The following is an 18,421-nucleotide window of genomic DNA, read 5'->3' on the forward strand; positions in this document are numbered from 1 at the left end:
TTTTCTATCAGAGAAACTATGGTTCTGGACTTAGACAAGGTTTAATTCCTTCAGACTGCCAAAAAACCAAAGTGCTGCAGTCCTTCCAAAATTCCTCCCGCACAGTGGGCTTGAGCCAGGTAGCGATCGCCATTTGGATTGGCATAGTGCCATTCCAGTAATTCCGGCATGGCATTGCCAACAATAATTCCACGTTCTGGACGATCGGCAAACATGGCCAGGTCATTGCCGGAGTCACCACAGGCAATCGTTTGGCTGGGACTGATGCCTAAAGTCTCTCGCAGAAAGGTCATAGCCTGACCTTTGTTAGCCTGCCGAGGCAGGATGTCTAAGTCCAGACCACCACTGTAAATGAGTTGCACGTCCAATCCTTGGTCCTTTAGCAAAACTTCCAGTTGGGGAATTACCTCGCCAGCCACTGCTTCTGTTAAAAAATAGCTGACTTTAAAAGGGCGCTGTTCACTGTCAGGCTGAGAGGTGAGGTCGGCAAAATGCGCCGCCGTCGCTACGACTAACTCTCGATCCCAATTCTGAGAGAGGCGATCGGCCCATTCCGCATTGGGAATATCACTGCCCTGCAAATAAACTTCGGTGCCGACGGAGAGAATCAGTGCATCTGGTTCTAGTAAAGGCTGCTCAGTAGTCAATCGGTGATATAGGGTCACTGACCGTCCGGTGGAATAGACAAGTTGGGAACCGTACTCCTTTCGATGGTAATCCAGTTGGTGGTTCAACTCAGCTAGTGCAGCATCATCCCCCACTAGCGTATTATCAAGGTCTGTTATTAGCAGAAATGGGATCATCGCAGTCGGTGAAAACACATGCTAAATCACGTCTAGATGGACAATCGGAGTTTCCTACAAAAGAAACTTTAGTTTTGGGCTTGTAAAGGCTTAGAGGATGTTTGAGAAGTTCTCTTGCTGGTAACGAAACGGTTTAGATCCCCCTAAATCCCCCTTAAAAAAGGGGACTTTGAGACCAGTTTCCCCCTTTTAAGGGGGACTAAGGGAGATCAACAGGTACCCTTCATTACAACAAATGACTTGTCAAACGCCCTCTTAGATCATCATATCTGGCCTACTTCAAGAGGATATTACCCCTTTCTCGTCATGAGTTTTTTCCGCAAATCTTTCGCTGCCTGGTTGCCACAATTGAATCACCAAATCTGGATTCTGGCGATCGGTCGGTTACTCTCTCAAGTCGGCTCTGGATTCACCCTGTTTTATGCGCCGATTTTTTTTGTCAATCATGTGGGAATGTCTGCCACTGCTGTTGGCATTGGTTTGGGTAGTCAGTCTATTTCAGGGGTCATCGGTCGCTTTTTGGGGGGTTCTCTCTCAGATGGCAGCGTTGGACGAAAAAGCACATTACTGCTATCGGGTCTGGTATCGGCGATCGCGTCATTTGTGCTGGCCGCTACGCAAACCTTTCCTGTTTTCATTCTGGGTAATTTATTGATGGGATTGGGGATAGGGCTGTACTGGCCTTCTGCAGAAGCCCTGGTCGCTGACTTATCGAGTCCCGAAACTCGCAATGAAGCCTTTGCCCTGAATCGGCTTTGTGATGGCTTGGGATTAGGCATTGGTGTCGTCCTGGGTGGAGTCCTGCTGGGCACTACTCATGCCTATCGATCGCTATTCGTCATTGATGGGATTTCCTTTCTGGTTCTAGTTCTGGTCGTCTTCTGGGCGATCACGGAAGTCTATCGGTCGCAAGGGCAGCATCGGGGTATGCAGGGATGGGGTGTGGCTCTGCGCGATCGCCTCCTGTTGACCTATTGTGTTGTCAATATCCTATTCACCACCTACATTGTGCAAATCAACAGCACAATGCCGCTCTATTTCACTAATTTTGTCTCCGTCCCGCCTTCTGGCAAAGGCTTTTCCACCCTGACGCTAAGTGCCATTTTGACCTGGCATCTGGTTGCCTGTGTCCTGACTCAGTTACCCGTTGCCCGCGCCTTAAATCGACTCACTCATACCCGCGCCTTGATGCTGTCGGCATTGCTATGGGGATTGGGGTTTGTCTTTATCTGGCTCACTGGTGTTGCTCCTGTATTTCCCCTGGTCTGGGCCGTCATTGCTCTGGGAATTTTGGCTTTGGCTACTGTGACCTACATGCCATCGGCTTCCTCCCTCGTCGTGGATCTAGCTCCTGAATCTCTCCGAGGGGTGTATCTGGGGGTAAACTCTCAATGCTGGGCGATCGGTTATTTTATCGGCCCTCCTCTGGGCGGCTGGGTGATGGATCAGGCTCCGTGGATTGCTCACGGCTTCTGGTTGGGATTAACCGCCAGTATTGTGGTGGCGACCGCTATCTTGCAACTCTTGCAACGTCAACTGTGTCGGTAATGGGAGTGAGGTTAATTGCTAGAAAACTACACTGCCAGAAAACGCTGGATCACTTCGTTACTGAGTTCACTGGTGGGGCCTTGAGCGACAATACCACCTTTTTGCATGGCGTAGTACCAGTCCGCCTGACGGACAAAGTGCAGGTGTTGTTCAACTAGCAGCACAGAAATGCTAGTTTCTCGGACAATGCGTTTCACGGCAGCTTCAATCTCCAGAATGATCGAGGGTTGAATGCCTTCGGTGGGTTCATCCAAGACCAGCAGGCGAGGTTGCCCCATGAGGGCACGGGCGATCGCTAGCTGCTGCTGTTGTCCACCACTCAAATCGCCCCCCATCCGGTGCAGCACGGTTTTCAGCACAGGAAATAGCTCAAACACCATATCGGAAATTTCCTTATGTTTGGCAATCCCTCCCGGTCGGGCTTCCAATCCCAGCAGCAGATTTTCCTTCACACTCAAACGCGGAATCACCTCCCGGCCTTGTGGCACATAGCCAATTCCCAATTTGGCACGGCGATCGGGCGATAGGTGAGTAATCGATTTGCCGGCCACTTGAATATCACCACTGCGAGGACTCAGCAGGCCCATGATGGTTTTCAGGAGCGTGGTTTTGCCTACGCCATTGCGTCCAATCAGGCACACCATCTTACCTGAAGCCACCCCCATTTCCACATCCCGCAGAATGTGGCTCTCCCCGTAATACACATTCAAATCATTGATCTCTAGCATGGGATGAGCAGAGGGTTCTGGACGATCTAAGGCACTAGCTCCGTTGGTTTGACTCATAGGATTTTGGATTTTGGATTAGCAGTTACGAGAATTTTTTTCGAGTGATGACAATTGCAGAGATAGATCCGCTTAATGATTGAAGGTTGATGTTAGTTAGGCTGTTTCAATCCAAAATCGCATCACTCAACGCTTAAAACTTAGAACTCAAAACTTGCTAAGCTGCCTGGTGATCGGCTTCTTCCCGTCCCAGATAGACCTCGATTACGCGGGGATCGTTCTGAACTTCATCCATGTTGCCTTCGCAGAGGACGGAGCCTTGATGAAGGACGGTGACGGTGTGGGCGATTTGGCGGACGAATTCCATGTCGTGTTCGATGACGATGATGGCATGGCTTTCTGCAAGGGCTAACAGGAGATCGCCGACTTTTTCGGTTTCTTCGTCGGTGAGTCCGGCAACGGGTTCGTCTACCAGCAACAGGTCAGGAGATTGGGCGACGAGCATTCCAATTTCCAACCGCTGTTTTTCACCGTGAGACAGCAGTTCAGCGGGAATGTCGGCTTTCAGGGCTAAACCAATGGTTTCCAGCAACCCAGCCACGGTGCGTCGCTCTGCGGTAGATGCCTGCCGCAATAGGGAATCGAACACATTTTTTTGCGGCTGCAGGAGAGTTCCAGATTCTCGCGGGGAGTCAGTTTTTGGTACACCCGGGGAGTCTGAAATTTGCGGCCAATACCCATACGAGCAATCTCATGCTCAGAGTAGGGTCGCAGGTTTTTCCCTTGAAGTAGACCTCGCCTGCAGTTGGCTTGGTTTTGCCCGTAATCACGTCCATAAATGTGGTTTTTCCGGCTCCATTGGGGCCAATCACCACTCGCAATTCGCCCTCATCCATATTGAAGGTGAGATTGTTGATCGCTTTGAAGCCATCAAAACTAACGGTCAGATTCTCGATCGCCAAGAGTTTCTCGCTCATATTGCACTTCTGGATCCTCTTCAAGACTTGGATAGGTTGCAACGCGCTTCCGGCGACCCGTGAGCGATCGCAGCAAATTCATGCCATCTCCTCGGAACCAGCCCAAAATTCCCATCGGCAGTACCGTTACCACCACCAGGAAGAGCGCCCCCTGAAAGAAGAGCCAAAAGGCCGGGAATTGTTCACTCAATAAGGTTCTGGCAAAGTTGACAATCAGGGTTCCAAGAATGGCTCCAATCAGGGTTGCCCGTCCGCCTAATGCCACCCAGATCACCATTTCGATCGAAAAGGCTACGTCCATTGCTTTAGGGGTGATGATCCCAGATTGGACAGTGTAGAGCGCTCCGGCAATTCCGGCTAAGGCGGCGGAGATGGCAAAGACAAAGACTTTATAGCCTGTGGGGTTGTAACCGGAAAACCTCACCCGCGTTTCATCATCCCGAATGGCCACCAGCACTCGTCCGAGCCGGCCACTGGTGAGCCAGCGACAGAGGAAGTAGCCGCCCACCAGAAACAGAATGCTCAGGACATAAAAGGTCGTTTGCACCCTGGGATCACTGACCTGGATGCCGAAAATCGTTGAAGTGTCGGTTTTCAGACCATTGGTACCATTGATCAGTTTTTGTTGACCGTTGAAGAAGTTGAAAAAGACGATCAATGCGGCCTGGGTCAAAATTGAAAAATAGACCCCGCGAATCCGATTCCGAAACACCAGGTAGCCAAGTACAGCAGCCACCAGGGCAGGAATCAGGACGATCGCCACTAGGGTAAACGGAAAGGAATAAAACGGTTGCCAGAAGGCCGGCAGTTCAGTCACCCCATAGAGAGTAAAGAATTCTGGAATCTGGCCAGGGGGAAGCTGCAATTGCAAATACATGGCCAGGGCATAGCCCCCCAGTGCAAAAAAGATGCCATGCCCCAGACTGAGTAAGCCCGTAAAGCCCCAGATCAGATCAATGCCGAGCGCCGCGATCGCCAGGGCCAAAAATCGGCCTAACTGGTTAATTCGCACCCCCTGCCCCAGCGCGACCATCACCGGAGGGACAATAAACAGCAGCAGCGCAGCTACCCCCAGCCCGATCGCCGTCTCCAGGAAGAGTGCTTTCCGACGCTTGCGAGCCACCAAACCGTAAGGAATATCGATCGCTGCATCCACAGTTTCTACCGTCATTTCAGCCCCCTATGCGTCCACCGTGCGGCCCTTCTGCGGGAACAATCCGGCAGGACGGAATTGCAGGAAGACAATAATTAACGCAAACACCATTACTTTGGCCATGCTGGCCGTTGCAAAGAACTCGAAAAAGCTTTTCAGGAATGAGCTGAAGGAGACGAACGGCCCCAGGGCATTGGAACCAATCACGTAACTAACCAGGCCGATCGCCCCTGCCGCCACAATACTGCCAACTAACTTGCCAACTCCACCAACAACGACCACCATGAAGGCATCGACAATATACGCCTGTCCCGTATTAGAACTGACAGAGCCAAGGAGACTCACCGCCACTCCGGCGACTCCAGCTAACCCCGAACCTAGGGCAAATGTGAGCGCATCCACCGTTTTTGTGGGAATGCCCAGACAGGCACTCATACTACGATTTTGAGTGACGGCCCGGATGCGGAGTCCCCAGGGCGTTTTGTTCAAGAACCAGTAAATGCCAAATACGCAGGCTGTCGTCAGCACAATGATGAATAGGCGGATGAACGGCAGTTGGTAATCGCCGATCAGCAAGCCGCCCCGCAGCCATTTGGGAGCTGTTACATCCACACCCTGTGTACCAAACCAGGGTTTTGTCACAGCCAGTTTGAAGGTTTGCCCCAAGATGTTGGAAAAGACCAGGGCAATCAGAACCGATAACAGACCAAGCACGGCGATCGCCCAGCCCCGGATCTGCTCAAAATTGGGACGTTTCGACAGCACCCAGGAGCCGCCAAAGAACAGCAGGCAAAACGTTCCCAGTCCAGCAACAAATTGCCAACTGACACTACGAACAAACTGCTGCAAGATCAGACTCACACCCCAGGTCGCCAGCAACGTTTCTAACGGTCGGCCATAGAGATACCGCACTACCGTTCGTTCCAGCACCAATCCCAGTAATGCCGTCACAATGAAAGCCGCAATCAACGCCAGGAAAATATACAACTCGGATAAAGGAGTCTTTTTCAGCGCATTTTGTACCACAAAGGTTGTGTAAGCGCCAATCATCATGAACTCACCATGAGCCATGTTGATCACACCCATCAACCCAAAGACGATCGCCAGACCCAGTGCCGCCAACAGCAACACTGAGCCAATACTCAGTCCACCAAATACCGATTCCAATAACTGTGTCAACGAATGTTCCCCCCTCAAATAGTTAAGAGTTGAAAGTTAAGAGTTAAAAATTGGATTCTTAACTCTTAACTCTTAACTCCTCATTACTTCCTAGGTCATCTTGTACTTACCACCCTTCGCCGGATCAGACCAGTCGCAGGAGTAGCCTTTGGTGTCTTTGACAAACTGGTTCCAGGGAATCGGTTTTACAGGTTTGTCTGTGGAGTAGACGATTTCAAATAAACCGTCATCTCGCACTTCCCCAATCCGCACGTATTTGGAAATGTGATGGTTGTTTTCCATCGTCACGCCAGGGCCTTCGGGAGCATCGATCTTTTGGCCCAGAGCGGCAACCCGGACTTTTTCTAAATCGTCGGCGGTTTTGGCTTTCTCTACCGCTTGCTTCCACAGGTAAACCATGATGTAAGCGGCTTCCATCGGGTCGTTGACCACGCGATCCTCACCATACTTCTTCTTGAAGGCAGCGACAAACTTCTCATTAACCGGGTTTTCTACGGTTTGGAAGTAGTTCCAGGCGGCATAGTGGCCTTTCAGATATTCCACGCCGATCGCTCTCACTTCTTCCTCTGCGATCGACACAGACATCGAGGGATACTTATCAGGTCCCATTCCAGCTCCCTGCAACTGCTTGAAGAAGGCGACGTTGCTATCTCCATTCAGGCTGTTGTAAATAATCCCGCCGTTGGGCATGGCGGCTTTAATCTTGGAAATGATCGGAGTAACTTCCGTACCACCCAGGGGAATGTAATCTTCACCCACGCCTTGCCACCCCTTGCAGCCAACTGAGCCTTGATGATGGTATTGGCGGTTCTGGGGAATACATAATCCGACCCTACCAGGAAGAAGGGCTGCCCTTTGTACTTCTTCAGTAGCCAATCCACGGAGGGTTCAATTTGCTGGTTGGGAGCAGCACCTGTGTAGAAAATATTTTTGGAACACTCCTGACCTTCGTATTGCACGGGATACCAGAGCATGTGACTTTTGGATTCAAAGGTGGGGAGAACCGCCTTGCGGCTGGCCGAAGTCCAACAACCAAAAATCGTGACGACCTTATCTTGATCAATCAGTTTCTTCGCCTTTTCATTGAAGGTAGGCCAATCGGATGCACCATCTTCGACAATCGCCTCAATCTTCTTGCCTAAAACCCCGCCCGCATCATTGATTTCTTCGATCGCCAATTGTTCGGCATCCACCACACTCTTTTCACTGATGGCCATCGTGCCGCTGAGTGAGTGCAGAATTCCTACCTTAATCACGTCGCCACTCGCCGCAGCCGTGGCTGCTGCAGGAGACGCTTCAGGAGAGGCCGCGCCGCCCGTAGTCGTGCTGGGCGCGCAAGCCTTGAGTAGAACACTACCCGCAGCAGTAGAACTCAAAATAATAAATTCACGACGACCAAACTGTGCCATGAGGCTATTCACTCCCAATCGAAACAAAACCGGGGAATACTCAGCAATTACCCTGAGATACTAGGGCTACAGCTTAGGAAGATTTCGTATCAGATTATACAAAAATAGTCTTTTGTGAGAGGCTATTTGTCAAAAGTAAGGAACCCTGGCATTCAAGGGTTCCAGCGATCGCCATCACTTCCTAAAGTATGAATTTAAGTAAATAAAATCTCTTAAGAACTATAAGGCTGAGTCTAAGAAGCTGCTTGTAAATGAATATTGCGGATTGGGTGATGAGCAGATCAAGACTCAGGGTGAACTTGTCAAATCGTTTAACTATTTACTCCCTACTCCTAAATTTGCCTGATGCTGGATAAAGTCAATTACGCTTGGTAATCCCTCTCTGGTTTTGAGATTGGTGAATATGAAGGGTTTATCCCCTCGCATTTTTTTAGCATCTCGTTCCATGATGTCCAGACTGGCTCCAACATAAGGTGCCAAATCGATTTTGTTGATTACTAATAAATCTGATTTAGTGATACCAGGGCCACCTTTACGGGGAATTTTGTCTCCTCCGGCAACATCAATCACATAAATGGTCAGATCTACTAACTCCGGGCTGAAAGTTGCGGCCAGATTATCTCCCCCACTTTCTACAAACACCAGATCTAGATCAAGAAAGCGTCGCTCCAGATCTTCGATCGCCGCCAGATTCATTGACGTATCTTCCCGAATTGCCGTATGGGGACAGCCACCTGTTTCCACACCCACAATGCGATCGCGCTCCAGTGCCTGACTGCGAACCAGAAACTGAGCATCTTCCTGGGTATAAATGTCATTCGTAACGACAGCCAGAAGATAGCGATCGCGCAGTGTTTTACAGAGGGCATCAACCAATGCCGTTTTGCCAGACCCAACTGGCCCTGCCACCCCGACTCGAAAAGCACTCATAGAGATTTTGGACTTGAGATTTTGGATTTGAGATTCCTAGAATAAGGGCAAATTTTTAATTCGGCAACAAACTGGAACTCTTGCCTATATTGATCAGCCTGCAACTACAGGAAGCATGAGTGAGAAACAATCTCCACCGTTTCGACTGATACTGCTTGAGTTTAACTGCTAACCAATTGCCGATAGCGGCCTAAAGCCGTTAGAGGAAAGTGTTGCAGGTAGAGGTGATATTTCAGGTAGAAGTGACAGGGAAAGCCGGTGCCTGTGAAGTAGTCTTCATCCCAGGTGCCATCAGACCTTTGAGTAGCTAACAAATACTGAACTCCCCGTTCAATGGCGTTGGTTTCATACTTGCCCGTCGCTTCTCCTGCGGCCAGTAGGCCAATCAGTGCCCAGGCCGTTTGAGAGGCGGTACTGTCTCCCTGACCCATTAGCGAGCGATCGTTATAACTGAAGCAGGTCTCTCCCCAGCCACCGTCCCGATTCTGCACAGTCATTAACCAGGCCGCACCCCGTTCAATTTCCCGCCGATGGGTTTGCGGAGCAATCAGTGACAAAGCCGCCAACACCCCACTCGTCCCGTAGATGTAATTCACTCCCCAACGGCCAAACCAGCAGCCTTCCGGCTCCTGCTCTTGACGCAGATAGGCGAGCGCGCGATCAATGCGATGGGGGGAAAGGGGATTAGGAATTGGGAATTGGGGGTTGGGGATGGATGCGCTTGGAATTTCCTCTGATCCTTGATCCCTAATCCCTAATTCCAACCTCCCGGCCATTTCCAGCACTCGTGCCGTGACATCTGCCGTATTGGGGTCGATCATGGCTTTCAGGTCGCCGTAGGGGATCTGGTTCAGCCAGTCCTGATCGTTGTCGATGTCGAAAGCAGCCCAACCACCGGGACGGCATTGCATGGTGGCAATCCAATCGACAGCACGGGCGATCGCGGCCTGCTTCAAATTCTCATTGGGCAACCTGGCAGCGTGCAGAGCCATTACCACCACTGCCGAATCATCTACATCGGGATAGAAGCGGTTCTCAAACTCAAAGGCCCAGGCTCCCGGTTTACCGGCTTTATTCTTGACCGCCCAATCGCCATAATCCAGAATTTGCTTTTGCAGCAGCCATTCTCCGCCTTTGACGATCGCCGGATGATCCGGAGCAACTCCAGAATCGATTAGGGCCCGCATGACGAGCGCCGTATCCCACACTGGCGAGACGCAGGGCTGCACCCAGTAACAATCGTCAGTTTCAAGAGCAAAGCGATCGATGGATTGCAAGCCTCGTTCCACGATCGGGTCTGCAGAGCCATATCCCAGGCTGCGTAATGCCAGCAGAGAATTCAACATGGCGGGAATAATGCCACCCCAATCTCCAGTCGCTTCCTGCCGCTCCAGCACCCATTTCTCTGCAGCCGCCAGTCCTTCCTGACGAAATGGCATCAGATTCCAGTTCTCCAACTGTTTGAACACACCATCTAAATGCACAAACAGATCTGACCAGTCGCCATGACGGGGCAACTCAAACCGGGCATGCTCCCGACCTTCTGCATACAACTCATCCAGATTGATTGTGGGATTCGTCAAATACACAGGCTTCTGGTCAAACACAATCAGCAACGGTACAGTACTGCCCCGTGCCCAACTGGACATTTCGTAGATTGTGACTGGGAAATTATCAGGCAACAGCATAATAGCTGGCGGAATCGAGGGAATGCCCTGCCAGTCATAACAGCCAATCAGGGCCAGGTGAAATTTGGTGAAGATACGAGTTTTGCTGATGCCGCCCCGATCGCAAATAAACTGACGTGCTTTTTGCATCGCTGGGTCGGTTTCTGAAACACCCAGCAACTTCAATGCCATGTACGCTTCTACCGAGGTACTAAGTTCTCCGCCATCTCCATAGAACAACTCCCAGCCGCCATGTTCTCGTTGCTGACGGCGCAGGTAATTTTCCACTTTATGCAAAGGACGAGTGGTATCCGTGCCCCAGATTTTATGTAGCAGCACCACTTCCGCGGTGATCGTCACATTCGATTCCAGTTCGGCCCACCAGTAACCTTCCGGGTTCTGCAATGACAGTAAATAGTTTTGACTCCGGGAAATAGCCTCATCCAGTTGAGCAATACTAATGCCCGATTGAGTCGTTGTAACCTGATCTTCCGTTTGCATAAGTTTACACTCCTCACCATAGTTGAGTATTGTGCCTTCTATTGGTTAACATTGGCAATCGTCATCATGGGTGAACTTGGTTTGGGTCTGGCACTGCTGTCTCTGGCAATCTGGGTTGGATTGCTAACACTATGGGGAAATTTTTGGCGATGCGATCAGAGGTTGGAGGAGGGAGATCGGGGATCGGAGATCGGGGATCAGGGAGAAATCCCAACTCCCAACTCCCAACTCCCTTCCATCTGTGCCGTTATCCCTGCTCGCAATGAAGCTGATGTTATTGCCAAAGCTATCCGATCGCTGCTAACCCAAACCTACCCCGGCCCGTTTCAGATTGTGCTGGTGGATGACCACAGTACGGATGGCACAGGTGAGGTGGCTAGGAAAATGGCAGAGGAATTGGGGCAGGCTTCCCGGTTGACGATCGTGCAGGCGGCAGCACTTCCGGCAGGTTGGACGGGCAAGCTGTGGGCCATGGAACAGGGCGTTCGCTATACCCAAACCCTTACCTCGGTGCCAGATTACCTGCTGTTTACCGATGCTGACATTGAACACGATCGCCACAATCTCAATCAACTGGTGGCCAAAGCGATACAGGATGATCTGGATCTGGTGTCCCTGATGGTGCTGCTGCGGTGTGAAAGTTTCTGGGAAAAGTTGCTAATTCCCGCCTTTGTTTTCTTCTTTCAAAAACTCTATCCCTTTCCTCTGGTCAACAATCCCAACAGTAGAATTGCTGGTGCTGCTGGTGGCTGTATTTTAATCCGACGAGAAACTCTACAAGCGATCGGCGGATTACAAACGCTACGACAGGCATTGATTGATGACTGTAGTTTGGCGAAGGTTGTGAAAGGGAGGAGGCAGAAAGCAGGAGGCAAAAGGCATGAAAAAGATAGAGGAGAAAGTAGGGAAGGTGAGGGAGAAATCCAAAATCCAAAATCCAAAATCCAAAATTCTGCGCTTAACTCTCAATTCTCCCCTTCCACAGGCAAAATCTGGCTGGGTCTAACTCAAACTACTCGCAGTCTGCGGCCTTACGAATCTCTGAAAACAATCTGGAATATGGTGGCACGGACAGCCTATACCCAATTGAATTATTCGCCCTGGCTGCTGATGGGAACGCTGGTGGGAATGGTGTTGGTCTATCTGGTGTTGCCTGTGAGCACGATCGCTGGACTGCTTACAGGTCACTGGGCGATCGCAGCAGTAGGATTCCTCGGTTGGGGATTGATGACGCTGGCTTATTTACCTACGATTCGGCTATATCGCTTATCTCCTTTGTGGGCGGTCTGTTTACCTGCGATCGCCCTACTGTATAACCTGATGACCCTGGATTCGGCCCTACGTCACTGGCGAGGACAGGGGGGAGTCTGGAAGGGACGAGTCTATCCAGCCAGGGATTAGGGATCAGAGATCAGGGGTAAAGCACCGATCGCCTGTTTCCCTGTTGTTGCATCCTGGATGATAGCGGGGGAATTGGGCTGCAAATGGAAGTTGCCTGCTTTGGCATCTACAAATAACGGATTTTCTAAAATGGCATTATTGCCGTTGATGGCGTAGATGTTCGCAAAATTATCTGGAGGCCAGCCAGCGTAAATGGGAGAGGGGAAATTGGTCGGATCAAAGATGAGATTGCGAGTCATGTTAATGCCTTTTTGATTGAAGGCGGCTGAGATCGTCGCATGGTCTTTCAGATAGCGATCGCTATAGCCAATTTGGAAGCCATTATTTTCACTGAAGATATTGTCTTTGACTTCAATGTTCCGCAGGTTGGTAGAAAAGAAATAGAGTCCGCCCGTAATCCAATAAAACGTCTCTTCTGGCTTTGGTTTGCCATAGCCATTGTGATAGACGGTGTTGTTGTAAATTTTGACATCCTCTCGCAGGCCATCATTTCCCCAGCGGCTGAAGAAAATGCCAGTGCCCCAATTGTTGTACAGCAAATTGTGGTGAAACCGAATATTTTTAGCCAGACTTCCTCCTTCCACTGAAACCACAAATCCGGCTCCCTCACAGTCATGCACCCGATTATTAAATATCTCAACATCTTTGAGTGCGCCAAAGTGACTATCGACGTACAAACCCTGCCGCTTGATGTGATGAACATGATTGTCATGCACAGTACCGTGTTGACTGACTTCTTTAATATCAATTCCTTCTTTCTGACTGTTGTAAATCAGATTACTGGCAACTTCAAAAAACTTGACTCCACCTAGTGAAATGGCTTCATGGGGAGCTTCCTCAGTCTTGGGAAATTCCACAAAGCCACGATCAGGATCATTTGCATTGATTACCGTATTACTAATGACTTTATGGTTATGTCCTTCCCAAACCCCAATCCCTGGAGAAAAGGAATTTTCAGACGTGTTCTTCAGTAATTCAATATGGTGGCTGTTTCTCACCATAAACCCTGAGTTGTAGGAATTGATGACCTTCAGTCCTTGCACCCGGATATAGCTGACGTTTTCCAGTTGAAATGCACCCTGATCATGAGGATAGGGTGGCTTGCCAGATGGGGGCGGTACTTTAATCCTTTCCGCATCCAGGACAACTGCTTCTCCGGGAAAAGCAGCATAAACAATCCAGGCATTTTCAGTGCCAGAACTTTTGCTGCGGATTTGTTGGTTCAAAGCATACGTTCCGGCCCGCACATAAACGGTGTCACCTGCTTGTACGACCTCTGCCGCATGATTGAGTGTGGCCCAGGGAGATTGCTGTGATCCGACGTTGGAGTCTTTGCCATTGGGTGCTACATAGTAAGTCGTCTGCTGGGTTTCTGCATCGCTCCAGGACGATCGCCACTCCTGACTGCCAACCAGGAAAAACAGGTCAGCAAGGTCAGGGCCACCAACCCTAAAATGCATGTTGATTCATTTACTTCAGGTGAGTCAGAATTGCATCTAGATTTTTTTTCGCATCTCCAAATAGCATTTCCGTGTTGTCTTTATAAAAGAGGGGATTCTCAATTCCGGCATAGCCACTGGCCATACTGCGCTTCATGACGATCGCTTTGTGCGCTTTCCATACTTCTACCACGGGCATCCCGGCGATCGGGCTATTGGGATCTTCTACCGCACTAGGATTTACCGTGTCATTAGCCCCAATCACCAGCACCGCATCGGTTTCCGGCAGATCATCATTGATCTCCTCCATCTCCAGCACAATGTCATAGGGCACTTTCGCCTCTGCCAGCAACACATTCATGTGTCCTGGCATCCGCCCTGCTACGGGATGAATGCCAAACCGGACGTTCACACCCAAGGCCCGCAACGTCTTCGTAATTTCTGAAACCGAGTGTTGTGCCTGAGCGACCGCCATGCCATAACCCGGAACAATCACTACACTCTTCGCGTTTCGCAGGGTTTCTGCCGCCGCCGCTGGATCCGTTGTATGAACTTTGCCTTCCAGATGTGCCGCAGGTTGGGTAGCTGCACTACTGTCGGTGCCGAAGCCACCTAAAATCACACTGATAAACGATCGGTTCATCGCCTTACACATGATGTAGCTAAGGATCGCCCCACTACTGCCCACCAGCGCTCCGGTAATAATCAGCAAGTCATTCGAGAGCATGAATCCTGCCGCGGCGGCAGCCCAACCAGAATAGCTGTTGAGCATAGAGATCACCACAGGCATATCGGCTCCCCCGATCGCCATCACCAGATGCACCCCCAGCACGATCGCGATCGCTGTCATGATCAGCAGGGGAGGTAAGCCATCGTACCCTTCACTGCCAAGGAACCAGCTACCCAGCCAGATGGCAGCCGCCAGCATTGCCAGGTTGAGTAAATGTCGTCCGGGAAGGAGCAAGGGCTTACTGGAAATCAACGCCCGTAACTTGCCAAACGCCACAATGGAGCCGGAAAACGTCACCGCCCCAATAAACACCCCGACGAAGATTTCGACTTCGTGGATGACTTCTTCGACTCCGGTAAAGGGCTGCACCGGGGACAGATAGTTGGCAATGCCGACCAGCACCGCCGCTGCCCCCACAAAGCTATGCAAAATTGCCACCAGTTCTGGCATGGAGGTCATGGCGACCCGTCCTGCCACGATCGCCCCAGTGATCACCCCTGGCAACATTGCTGCCGCCAGCGTGCCATATTCATTGATGCCAAAGTTGTTGATCCAGCCTGTACCAATCGCTGTGGCTGCGATCGCCAGAATCATACCAATAATGCCAAACAAATTTCCGCGTCGGGCCGACTCCTGATGCGATAGGCCACCCAGACTGAGAATAAACAGGGCACTGGCTCCGATGTAGGAAACGGTGAGTAAGCTGCTAGTCATAGGGTTGGGGAGAGGGGTGAGTGGATAGTAATTAGAGGAGGGGTGGAGAGGTAAGGGGGTGGAGGAGTGGGTGAGTGGGTGAGTGGGTGGGTAAGATGGGCAGGGGAGTTAGGAGTGTTGAGTTTTAAGTGTTGAGTTCCCAGTTTTGAGTGTTTGGTTGAATTCCCAATTTAGAACTTAAAACTCAACACTTAAAACTTTTCACTTCCTTATTTCTGGAACATTTTCAGCATTCGTTGGGTGACTAAAAAGCCGCCGGAGATGTTGATGGTGCCAATCAGGATGGCGATCGCGCCCAGAATAGTGGTGGGAGAGGTGGGCGCACCAGAGAGTTGCAAAATGCCGCCGATAATGATGATGCCGCTGATTGCATTAGTGACACTCATCAGAGGAGTGTGCAGCGCTGGCACCACATTCCAGATCACCTGCCAGCCGACGAAGCAGGCCAGCACAAACACCGTCAGGTGAGACAGAAAAGAGGGGGGGGCGCTGATCCCAATTCCGACCAGGGCAAGTCCCGCTAAGATCAGCCAGAGCAACCCTTGAGAACTCGCTTTGGTGGCTGGTTGCTCGGTTGCAATTGCAGATGCGGCATCAGTAGGTTTGGCCACTTCTGGTTTGGTCGCTTCCGGTGCAGGTTTGGTAGGTGCAACAGGAACTCCAACTTTTGGTGTTGTCTGAGGGGTCGGAGGCGGGGTGGGGGGAGCCGCAGGTTTGGGCGGTGGCCAGGTAAGTTCACCATCCCGCACCACAGTGGCACCGCGAATGACTTCATTCTCAAAATCAATGCAGTAGTTTTGACTGCCGCCTAACTCATCTAACAGGTGAAACAGGTTTGTACCGTAAAGCTGACTGGCTTGTTGCGCCATGCGGCTGGGTAAATCGGTATAGCCAATGATGGTGACTCCCTTGTAGCGATAGGCTTCTCCAGGTTTGGTGACTTCACAGTTACCGCCCTGCTCTGCCGCCAGGTCTACAACGACAGATCCCTCTTTCATGCTGTCTACCATATCACGAGTAATTAGCAGGGGAGCTTTGACACCCGGAATCAGAGCCGTGGTGATGATGATATCTACATCCCTGGCCTGTTCAGCAAACAACGCCATCTCCGCTTTAATAAACTCTTCACTCATGACTTTGGCGTAGCCGCCCTGTCCAGTACCGTCTTCTGCAAACTCCAGTTCCAGGAATTCGGCTCCCATGCTTTCAACCTGCTCTTTCACGACAGGCCGAGTATCAAATGCCCGGACGATCGCCCCCAAATTTTTTGCAGCCCCGATCGCTGCCAATCCCGCAATTCCTGCTCCAACAATCAACACCTTGGCGGGAGGCACTTTTCCCGCAGCGGTGATTTGTCCGGGAAAGAAGCGATCGAAATGACTAGCTGCTTCAATCACCGCCCGATATCCGGCGATATTGGCCATCGAACTGAGGGCATCCATTTTCTGGGCACGGGTGATCCGGGGAATGGCATCCATCGCCAGTACCGTGGCTTTCCGCGCTGCCAGATCCTCCAGCAACTCTGGATTCTGAGCCGGGTAGATAAAGCTGATCAGCGTTTTTCCGGCCTGCAACAACTCTGTTTCTGATTTACCAATGCTGGGATGCTGTTGCGGAGGCCGCACTTTCAGCACCACATCCGCTTCATTCCATAATTTGGCGGCATCTGGAACGATCGTGCAGTCCGCTTGCTGGTAACTCTCATCCGGAAAATTGGCCGCCTGCCCCGCTCCGGATTCAATTAAAACCTCAAAACCCAGCTTTTGTAGCCGTCTTGCAGTGTCTGGAGTGGCTGCAACCCGGCACTCACCGGAAAAGACTTCTTTAGGAATTCCGACTTTCATACCCCTTCCTTCAGGCAAACCATCTCTAATGTGGTGTGTTTCTCGCAACAAACAGGGCTTCTTGCAGAATGATTTAACAAATCCTTTACGATCAAAAACAATTGGCAGCAGAAATGATAATCTCCTCACGACCACGCGAGATCGATGCCTGACTCAGAAAATCATCAAAATGCTGCCTGAATACTGCCTGCGATCGGCGTGCTCCTCACCCCCTGTACAGGGCTGCTCTAACTCCCTTGCATCGTGCTAAACATGATGAAATTTGCTATTTCAGTCAGCCCTTAAAAAGGGATAGCGTTGTAGTTCTTCTCGCGTCCAGTAAGATAGCCCACACCATTGCCCCACAGTTTCGACCACCACAATCGCATCTGGATCCTGGAATGCAATCGTGCCAGGTGTCCCCGCTTGCTCCAGAGCCTGCAAGACTATCTCATCCAGAAACCGTGCTTCATCATGGCTGGAAAGCCTACCCTTAAAACCACGACGGTGCATCCGGATGTGGAAACGCTTACCCGCTAGTTGGGGAATCTACTGTAACACCGCCTCTTTCGCTTTGGCCTCAAATTCTGCAGGCGACTGAAAGGTAAACGTGGTCGTCACCGGAACTAATCGTGCCAGGAACGCAAATTGCTCCGGTACTTGCGTGATGCGATCGCGTAATGCTTCCAGCAACTCTGGAATATTCTCCACCTGCATTTCCAGCACATTAAAGAAGTTGGTGGTGTTTACCGCCCCAAACTCTTGAAGCACTTTGAACGCAGATCTAAATCCTTGCTCGTACAAACTGACCACAACATTCACGACTGTTCACCTACCCACTGCCAGCCTTCAAGTTTGGCAATCCCTGGAAATTGCCATCATGCGTTACCGCCAAAAATTACGCCACGATTGGCATTCTACTTAAATCGCTGCCGGAACAATGAGCAATGCCCAGATCATGACGGCCAGAATCAATGCAACTAGCCCAATCAGGAAATCTCTTAGTTCATCGGGGAACGGAGTGGTGTGTCGCATACCTGTCACCCCCTACTAAATTCCATCCTCTCTACTCCTATTGTCCTCCTAAATGCTTAGAGGTGGGAAAGGAAAAGTGCTAAGTTTTCTATCGTTTGCGCTCCGATCGTTACAGATAGATCAGCTTCGCTGCGCGTGGGTCAGAGCTTCGAGAATTTTGCGTTGTTGCATGATGTTGATCGTTCCAGTCAGGTCGATCGCTTGCACGGTTCTCAGTTGGATGAATGCTGTCCAAATTCTAAACAGGGCGATCGATCTCCAAGGTTCTGCATTGGCATTGAGGAATCGGGGTCAAACAGTCATGAAGAACTGCTGAAGTACAATAGACTTCAGCATGAGGCAAATTCTATGAGCGATCGGATAGCCCGGATTTATAACTCTTTTGAC

The 18,421-nt window shown here is 50.7% G+C and carries 16 protein-coding genes and 1 pseudogene; 3 read left to right on the plus strand and 14 right to left on the minus strand.

All coding sequences use genetic code 11. The annotated features are described in order from the left end of the window. Nucleotides 1–50 precede the first annotated feature (50 nt). The gene (locus ACUVQO_RS17460) at nucleotides 51–803 is read right to left on the minus strand and encodes a sucrose-phosphate phosphatase (protein ID WP_445927130.1); all 753 of its coding nucleotides are present in this window, start codon (nucleotides 801–803) and stop codon (nucleotides 51–53) included. A gap of 306 nt (nucleotides 804–1,109) precedes the next feature. On the opposite strand from ACUVQO_RS17460, the gene ACUVQO_RS17465 reads away from it, so the two are divergent. Then, on the plus strand, nucleotides 1,110–2,351 hold the full coding sequence (locus ACUVQO_RS17465) for an MFS transporter (RefSeq protein ID WP_445927115.1): 1,242 nt from the start codon (nucleotides 1,110–1,112) through the stop codon (nucleotides 2,349–2,351). A 26-nt stretch (nucleotides 2,352–2,377) separates the two neighbouring features. Here ACUVQO_RS17465 and urtE read toward each other — a convergent pair whose 3' ends face one another. From urtE to shc, 8 genes and pseudogenes are all read right to left on the minus strand, one after another. Beyond that, nucleotides 2,378–3,136 (minus strand): urea ABC transporter ATP-binding subunit UrtE, encoded by a 759-nt coding sequence (gene urtE, locus ACUVQO_RS17470; protein ID WP_445927116.1) that lies wholly within the window; start codon nucleotides 3,134–3,136, stop codon nucleotides 2,378–2,380. Between the two features lie 157 nt (nucleotides 3,137–3,293). Continuing rightward, the gene (locus ACUVQO_RS17475) at nucleotides 3,294–3,725 is read right to left on the minus strand and encodes an ATP-binding cassette domain-containing protein (RefSeq protein ID WP_445927117.1); all 432 of its coding nucleotides are present in this window, start codon (nucleotides 3,723–3,725) and stop codon (nucleotides 3,294–3,296) included. Between the two features lie 43 nt (nucleotides 3,726–3,768). Next, complete coding sequence (locus ACUVQO_RS17480; RefSeq protein ID WP_445927118.1) at nucleotides 3,769–4,053, minus strand: ATP-binding cassette domain-containing protein; 285 nt, start codon at nucleotides 4,051–4,053, stop codon at nucleotides 3,769–3,771. Beyond that, nucleotides 4,013–5,224: an urea ABC transporter permease subunit UrtC gene (gene urtC / locus ACUVQO_RS17485; protein ID WP_445927119.1), complete on the minus strand. Its 1,212-nt coding sequence runs from the start codon at nucleotides 5,222–5,224 to the stop codon at nucleotides 4,013–4,015. Before urtC ends, ACUVQO_RS17480 begins: the two co-directional genes overlap by 41 nt. A 9-nt stretch (nucleotides 5,225–5,233) precedes the next feature. Beyond that, nucleotides 5,234–6,385, minus strand: a complete 1,152-nt coding sequence (locus ACUVQO_RS17490) for an ABC transporter permease subunit (protein ID WP_445927120.1) — start codon at nucleotides 6,383–6,385, stop codon at nucleotides 5,234–5,236. 90 nt (nucleotides 6,386–6,475) lie between these two features. Then, nucleotides 6,476–7,794 (minus strand): annotated as a pseudogene (gene urtA / locus ACUVQO_RS17495) (urea ABC transporter substrate-binding protein). Nucleotides 7,795–8,109: 315 nt separating this feature from the next. Then, the gene (gene ureG / locus ACUVQO_RS17500; protein WP_445927121.1) at nucleotides 8,110–8,724 is read right to left on the minus strand and encodes an urease accessory protein UreG; all 615 of its coding nucleotides are present in this window, start codon (nucleotides 8,722–8,724) and stop codon (nucleotides 8,110–8,112) included. Nucleotides 8,725–8,885: 161 nt separating this feature from the next. Continuing rightward, a complete protein-coding gene (gene shc, locus ACUVQO_RS17505) occupies nucleotides 8,886–10,892 on the minus strand; it encodes a squalene--hopene cyclase (RefSeq protein WP_445927122.1) in 2,007 nt (668 codons plus the stop codon). A gap of 66 nt (nucleotides 10,893–10,958) precedes the next feature. Here shc and ACUVQO_RS17510 point away from each other — a divergent pair, with 66 nt between their 5' ends. Continuing rightward, the gene (locus tag ACUVQO_RS17510; protein WP_445927123.1) at nucleotides 10,959–12,293 is read left to right on the plus strand and encodes a glycosyltransferase; all 1,335 of its coding nucleotides are present in this window, start codon (nucleotides 10,959–10,961) and stop codon (nucleotides 12,291–12,293) included. Here ACUVQO_RS17510 and ACUVQO_RS17515 read toward each other — a convergent pair. The 5 genes from ACUVQO_RS17515 to ACUVQO_RS17535 form a co-directional block, all read right to left on the minus strand. Continuing rightward, nucleotides 12,290–13,753, minus strand: coding sequence for a right-handed parallel beta-helix repeat-containing protein (locus ACUVQO_RS17515; protein ID WP_445927124.1), 1,464 nt, complete (start codon nucleotides 13,751–13,753; stop codon nucleotides 12,290–12,292). The genes ACUVQO_RS17510 and ACUVQO_RS17515 overlap by 4 nt on opposite strands. Nucleotides 13,754–13,763: 10 nt before the next feature. After that, on the minus strand, nucleotides 13,764–15,176 hold the full coding sequence (gene pntB / locus ACUVQO_RS17520; protein ID WP_445927125.1) for a Re/Si-specific NAD(P)(+) transhydrogenase subunit beta: 1,413 nt from the start codon (nucleotides 15,174–15,176) through the stop codon (nucleotides 13,764–13,766). Between the two features lie 209 nt (nucleotides 15,177–15,385). Beyond that, nucleotides 15,386–17,020, minus strand: coding sequence for a Re/Si-specific NAD(P)(+) transhydrogenase subunit alpha (gene pntA, locus ACUVQO_RS17525; RefSeq protein ID WP_445927126.1), 1,635 nt, complete (start codon nucleotides 17,018–17,020; stop codon nucleotides 15,386–15,388). A 270-nt stretch (nucleotides 17,021–17,290) separates the two neighbouring features. Beyond that, nucleotides 17,291–17,512: a hypothetical protein gene (locus tag ACUVQO_RS17530; RefSeq protein ID WP_445927127.1), complete on the minus strand. Its 222-nt coding sequence runs from the start codon at nucleotides 17,510–17,512 to the stop codon at nucleotides 17,291–17,293. A 36-nt stretch (nucleotides 17,513–17,548) separates the two neighbouring features. Then, on the minus strand, nucleotides 17,549–17,821 hold the full coding sequence (locus ACUVQO_RS17535) for a hypothetical protein (RefSeq protein ID WP_445927128.1): 273 nt from the start codon (nucleotides 17,819–17,821) through the stop codon (nucleotides 17,549–17,551). A 375-nt stretch (nucleotides 17,822–18,196) separates the two neighbouring features. On the opposite strand from ACUVQO_RS17535, the gene ACUVQO_RS17540 reads away from it, so the two are divergent. Continuing rightward, nucleotides 18,197–18,421 (plus strand): hypothetical protein (locus ACUVQO_RS17540; protein ID WP_445927129.1); only part of this gene is annotated, 225 nt, incomplete at its 3' end.

It is taken from the genome of Leptodesmis sp., from assembly GCF_052746595.1.

Coding starts and splice junctions, on each gene's coding strand:
- ACUVQO_RS17480 (WP_445927118.1), bottom strand. CDS start 4,053: ATGAGCGAGAAACTCTTGGCGATCGAGAATCTGACCGTTAGTTTTGAT.
- pntA (WP_445927126.1), bottom strand. CDS start 17,020: ATGAAAGTCGGAATTCCTAAAGAAGTCTTTTCCGGTGAGTGCCGGGTT.
- ureG (WP_445927121.1), bottom strand. CDS start 8,724: ATGAGTGCTTTTCGAGTCGGGGTGGCAGGGCCAGTTGGGTCTGGCAAA.
- urtC (WP_445927119.1), bottom strand. CDS start 5,224: ATGACGGTAGAAACTGTGGATGCAGCGATCGATATTCCTTACGGTTTG.
- pntB (WP_445927125.1), bottom strand. CDS start 15,176: ATGACTAGCAGCTTACTCACCGTTTCCTACATCGGAGCCAGTGCCCTG.
- ACUVQO_RS17530 (WP_445927127.1), bottom strand. CDS start 17,512: ATGCACCGTCGTGGTTTTAAGGGTAGGCTTTCCAGCCATGATGAAGCA.
- urtE (WP_445927116.1), bottom strand. CDS start 3,136: ATGAGTCAAACCAACGGAGCTAGTGCCTTAGATCGTCCAGAACCCTCT.
- ACUVQO_RS17465 (WP_445927115.1), top strand. CDS start 1,110: ATGAGTTTTTTCCGCAAATCTTTCGCTGCCTGGTTGCCACAATTGAAT.
- shc (WP_445927122.1), bottom strand. CDS start 10,892: ATGCAAACGGAAGATCAGGTTACAACGACTCAATCGGGCATTAGTATT.
- ACUVQO_RS17515 (WP_445927124.1), bottom strand. CDS start 13,753: ATGCATTTTAGGGTTGGTGGCCCTGACCTTGCTGACCTGTTTTTCCTG.
- ACUVQO_RS17460 (WP_445927130.1), bottom strand. CDS start 803: ATGATCCCATTTCTGCTAATAACAGACCTTGATAATACGCTAGTGGGG.
- ACUVQO_RS17510 (WP_445927123.1), top strand. CDS start 10,959: ATGGGTGAACTTGGTTTGGGTCTGGCACTGCTGTCTCTGGCAATCTGG.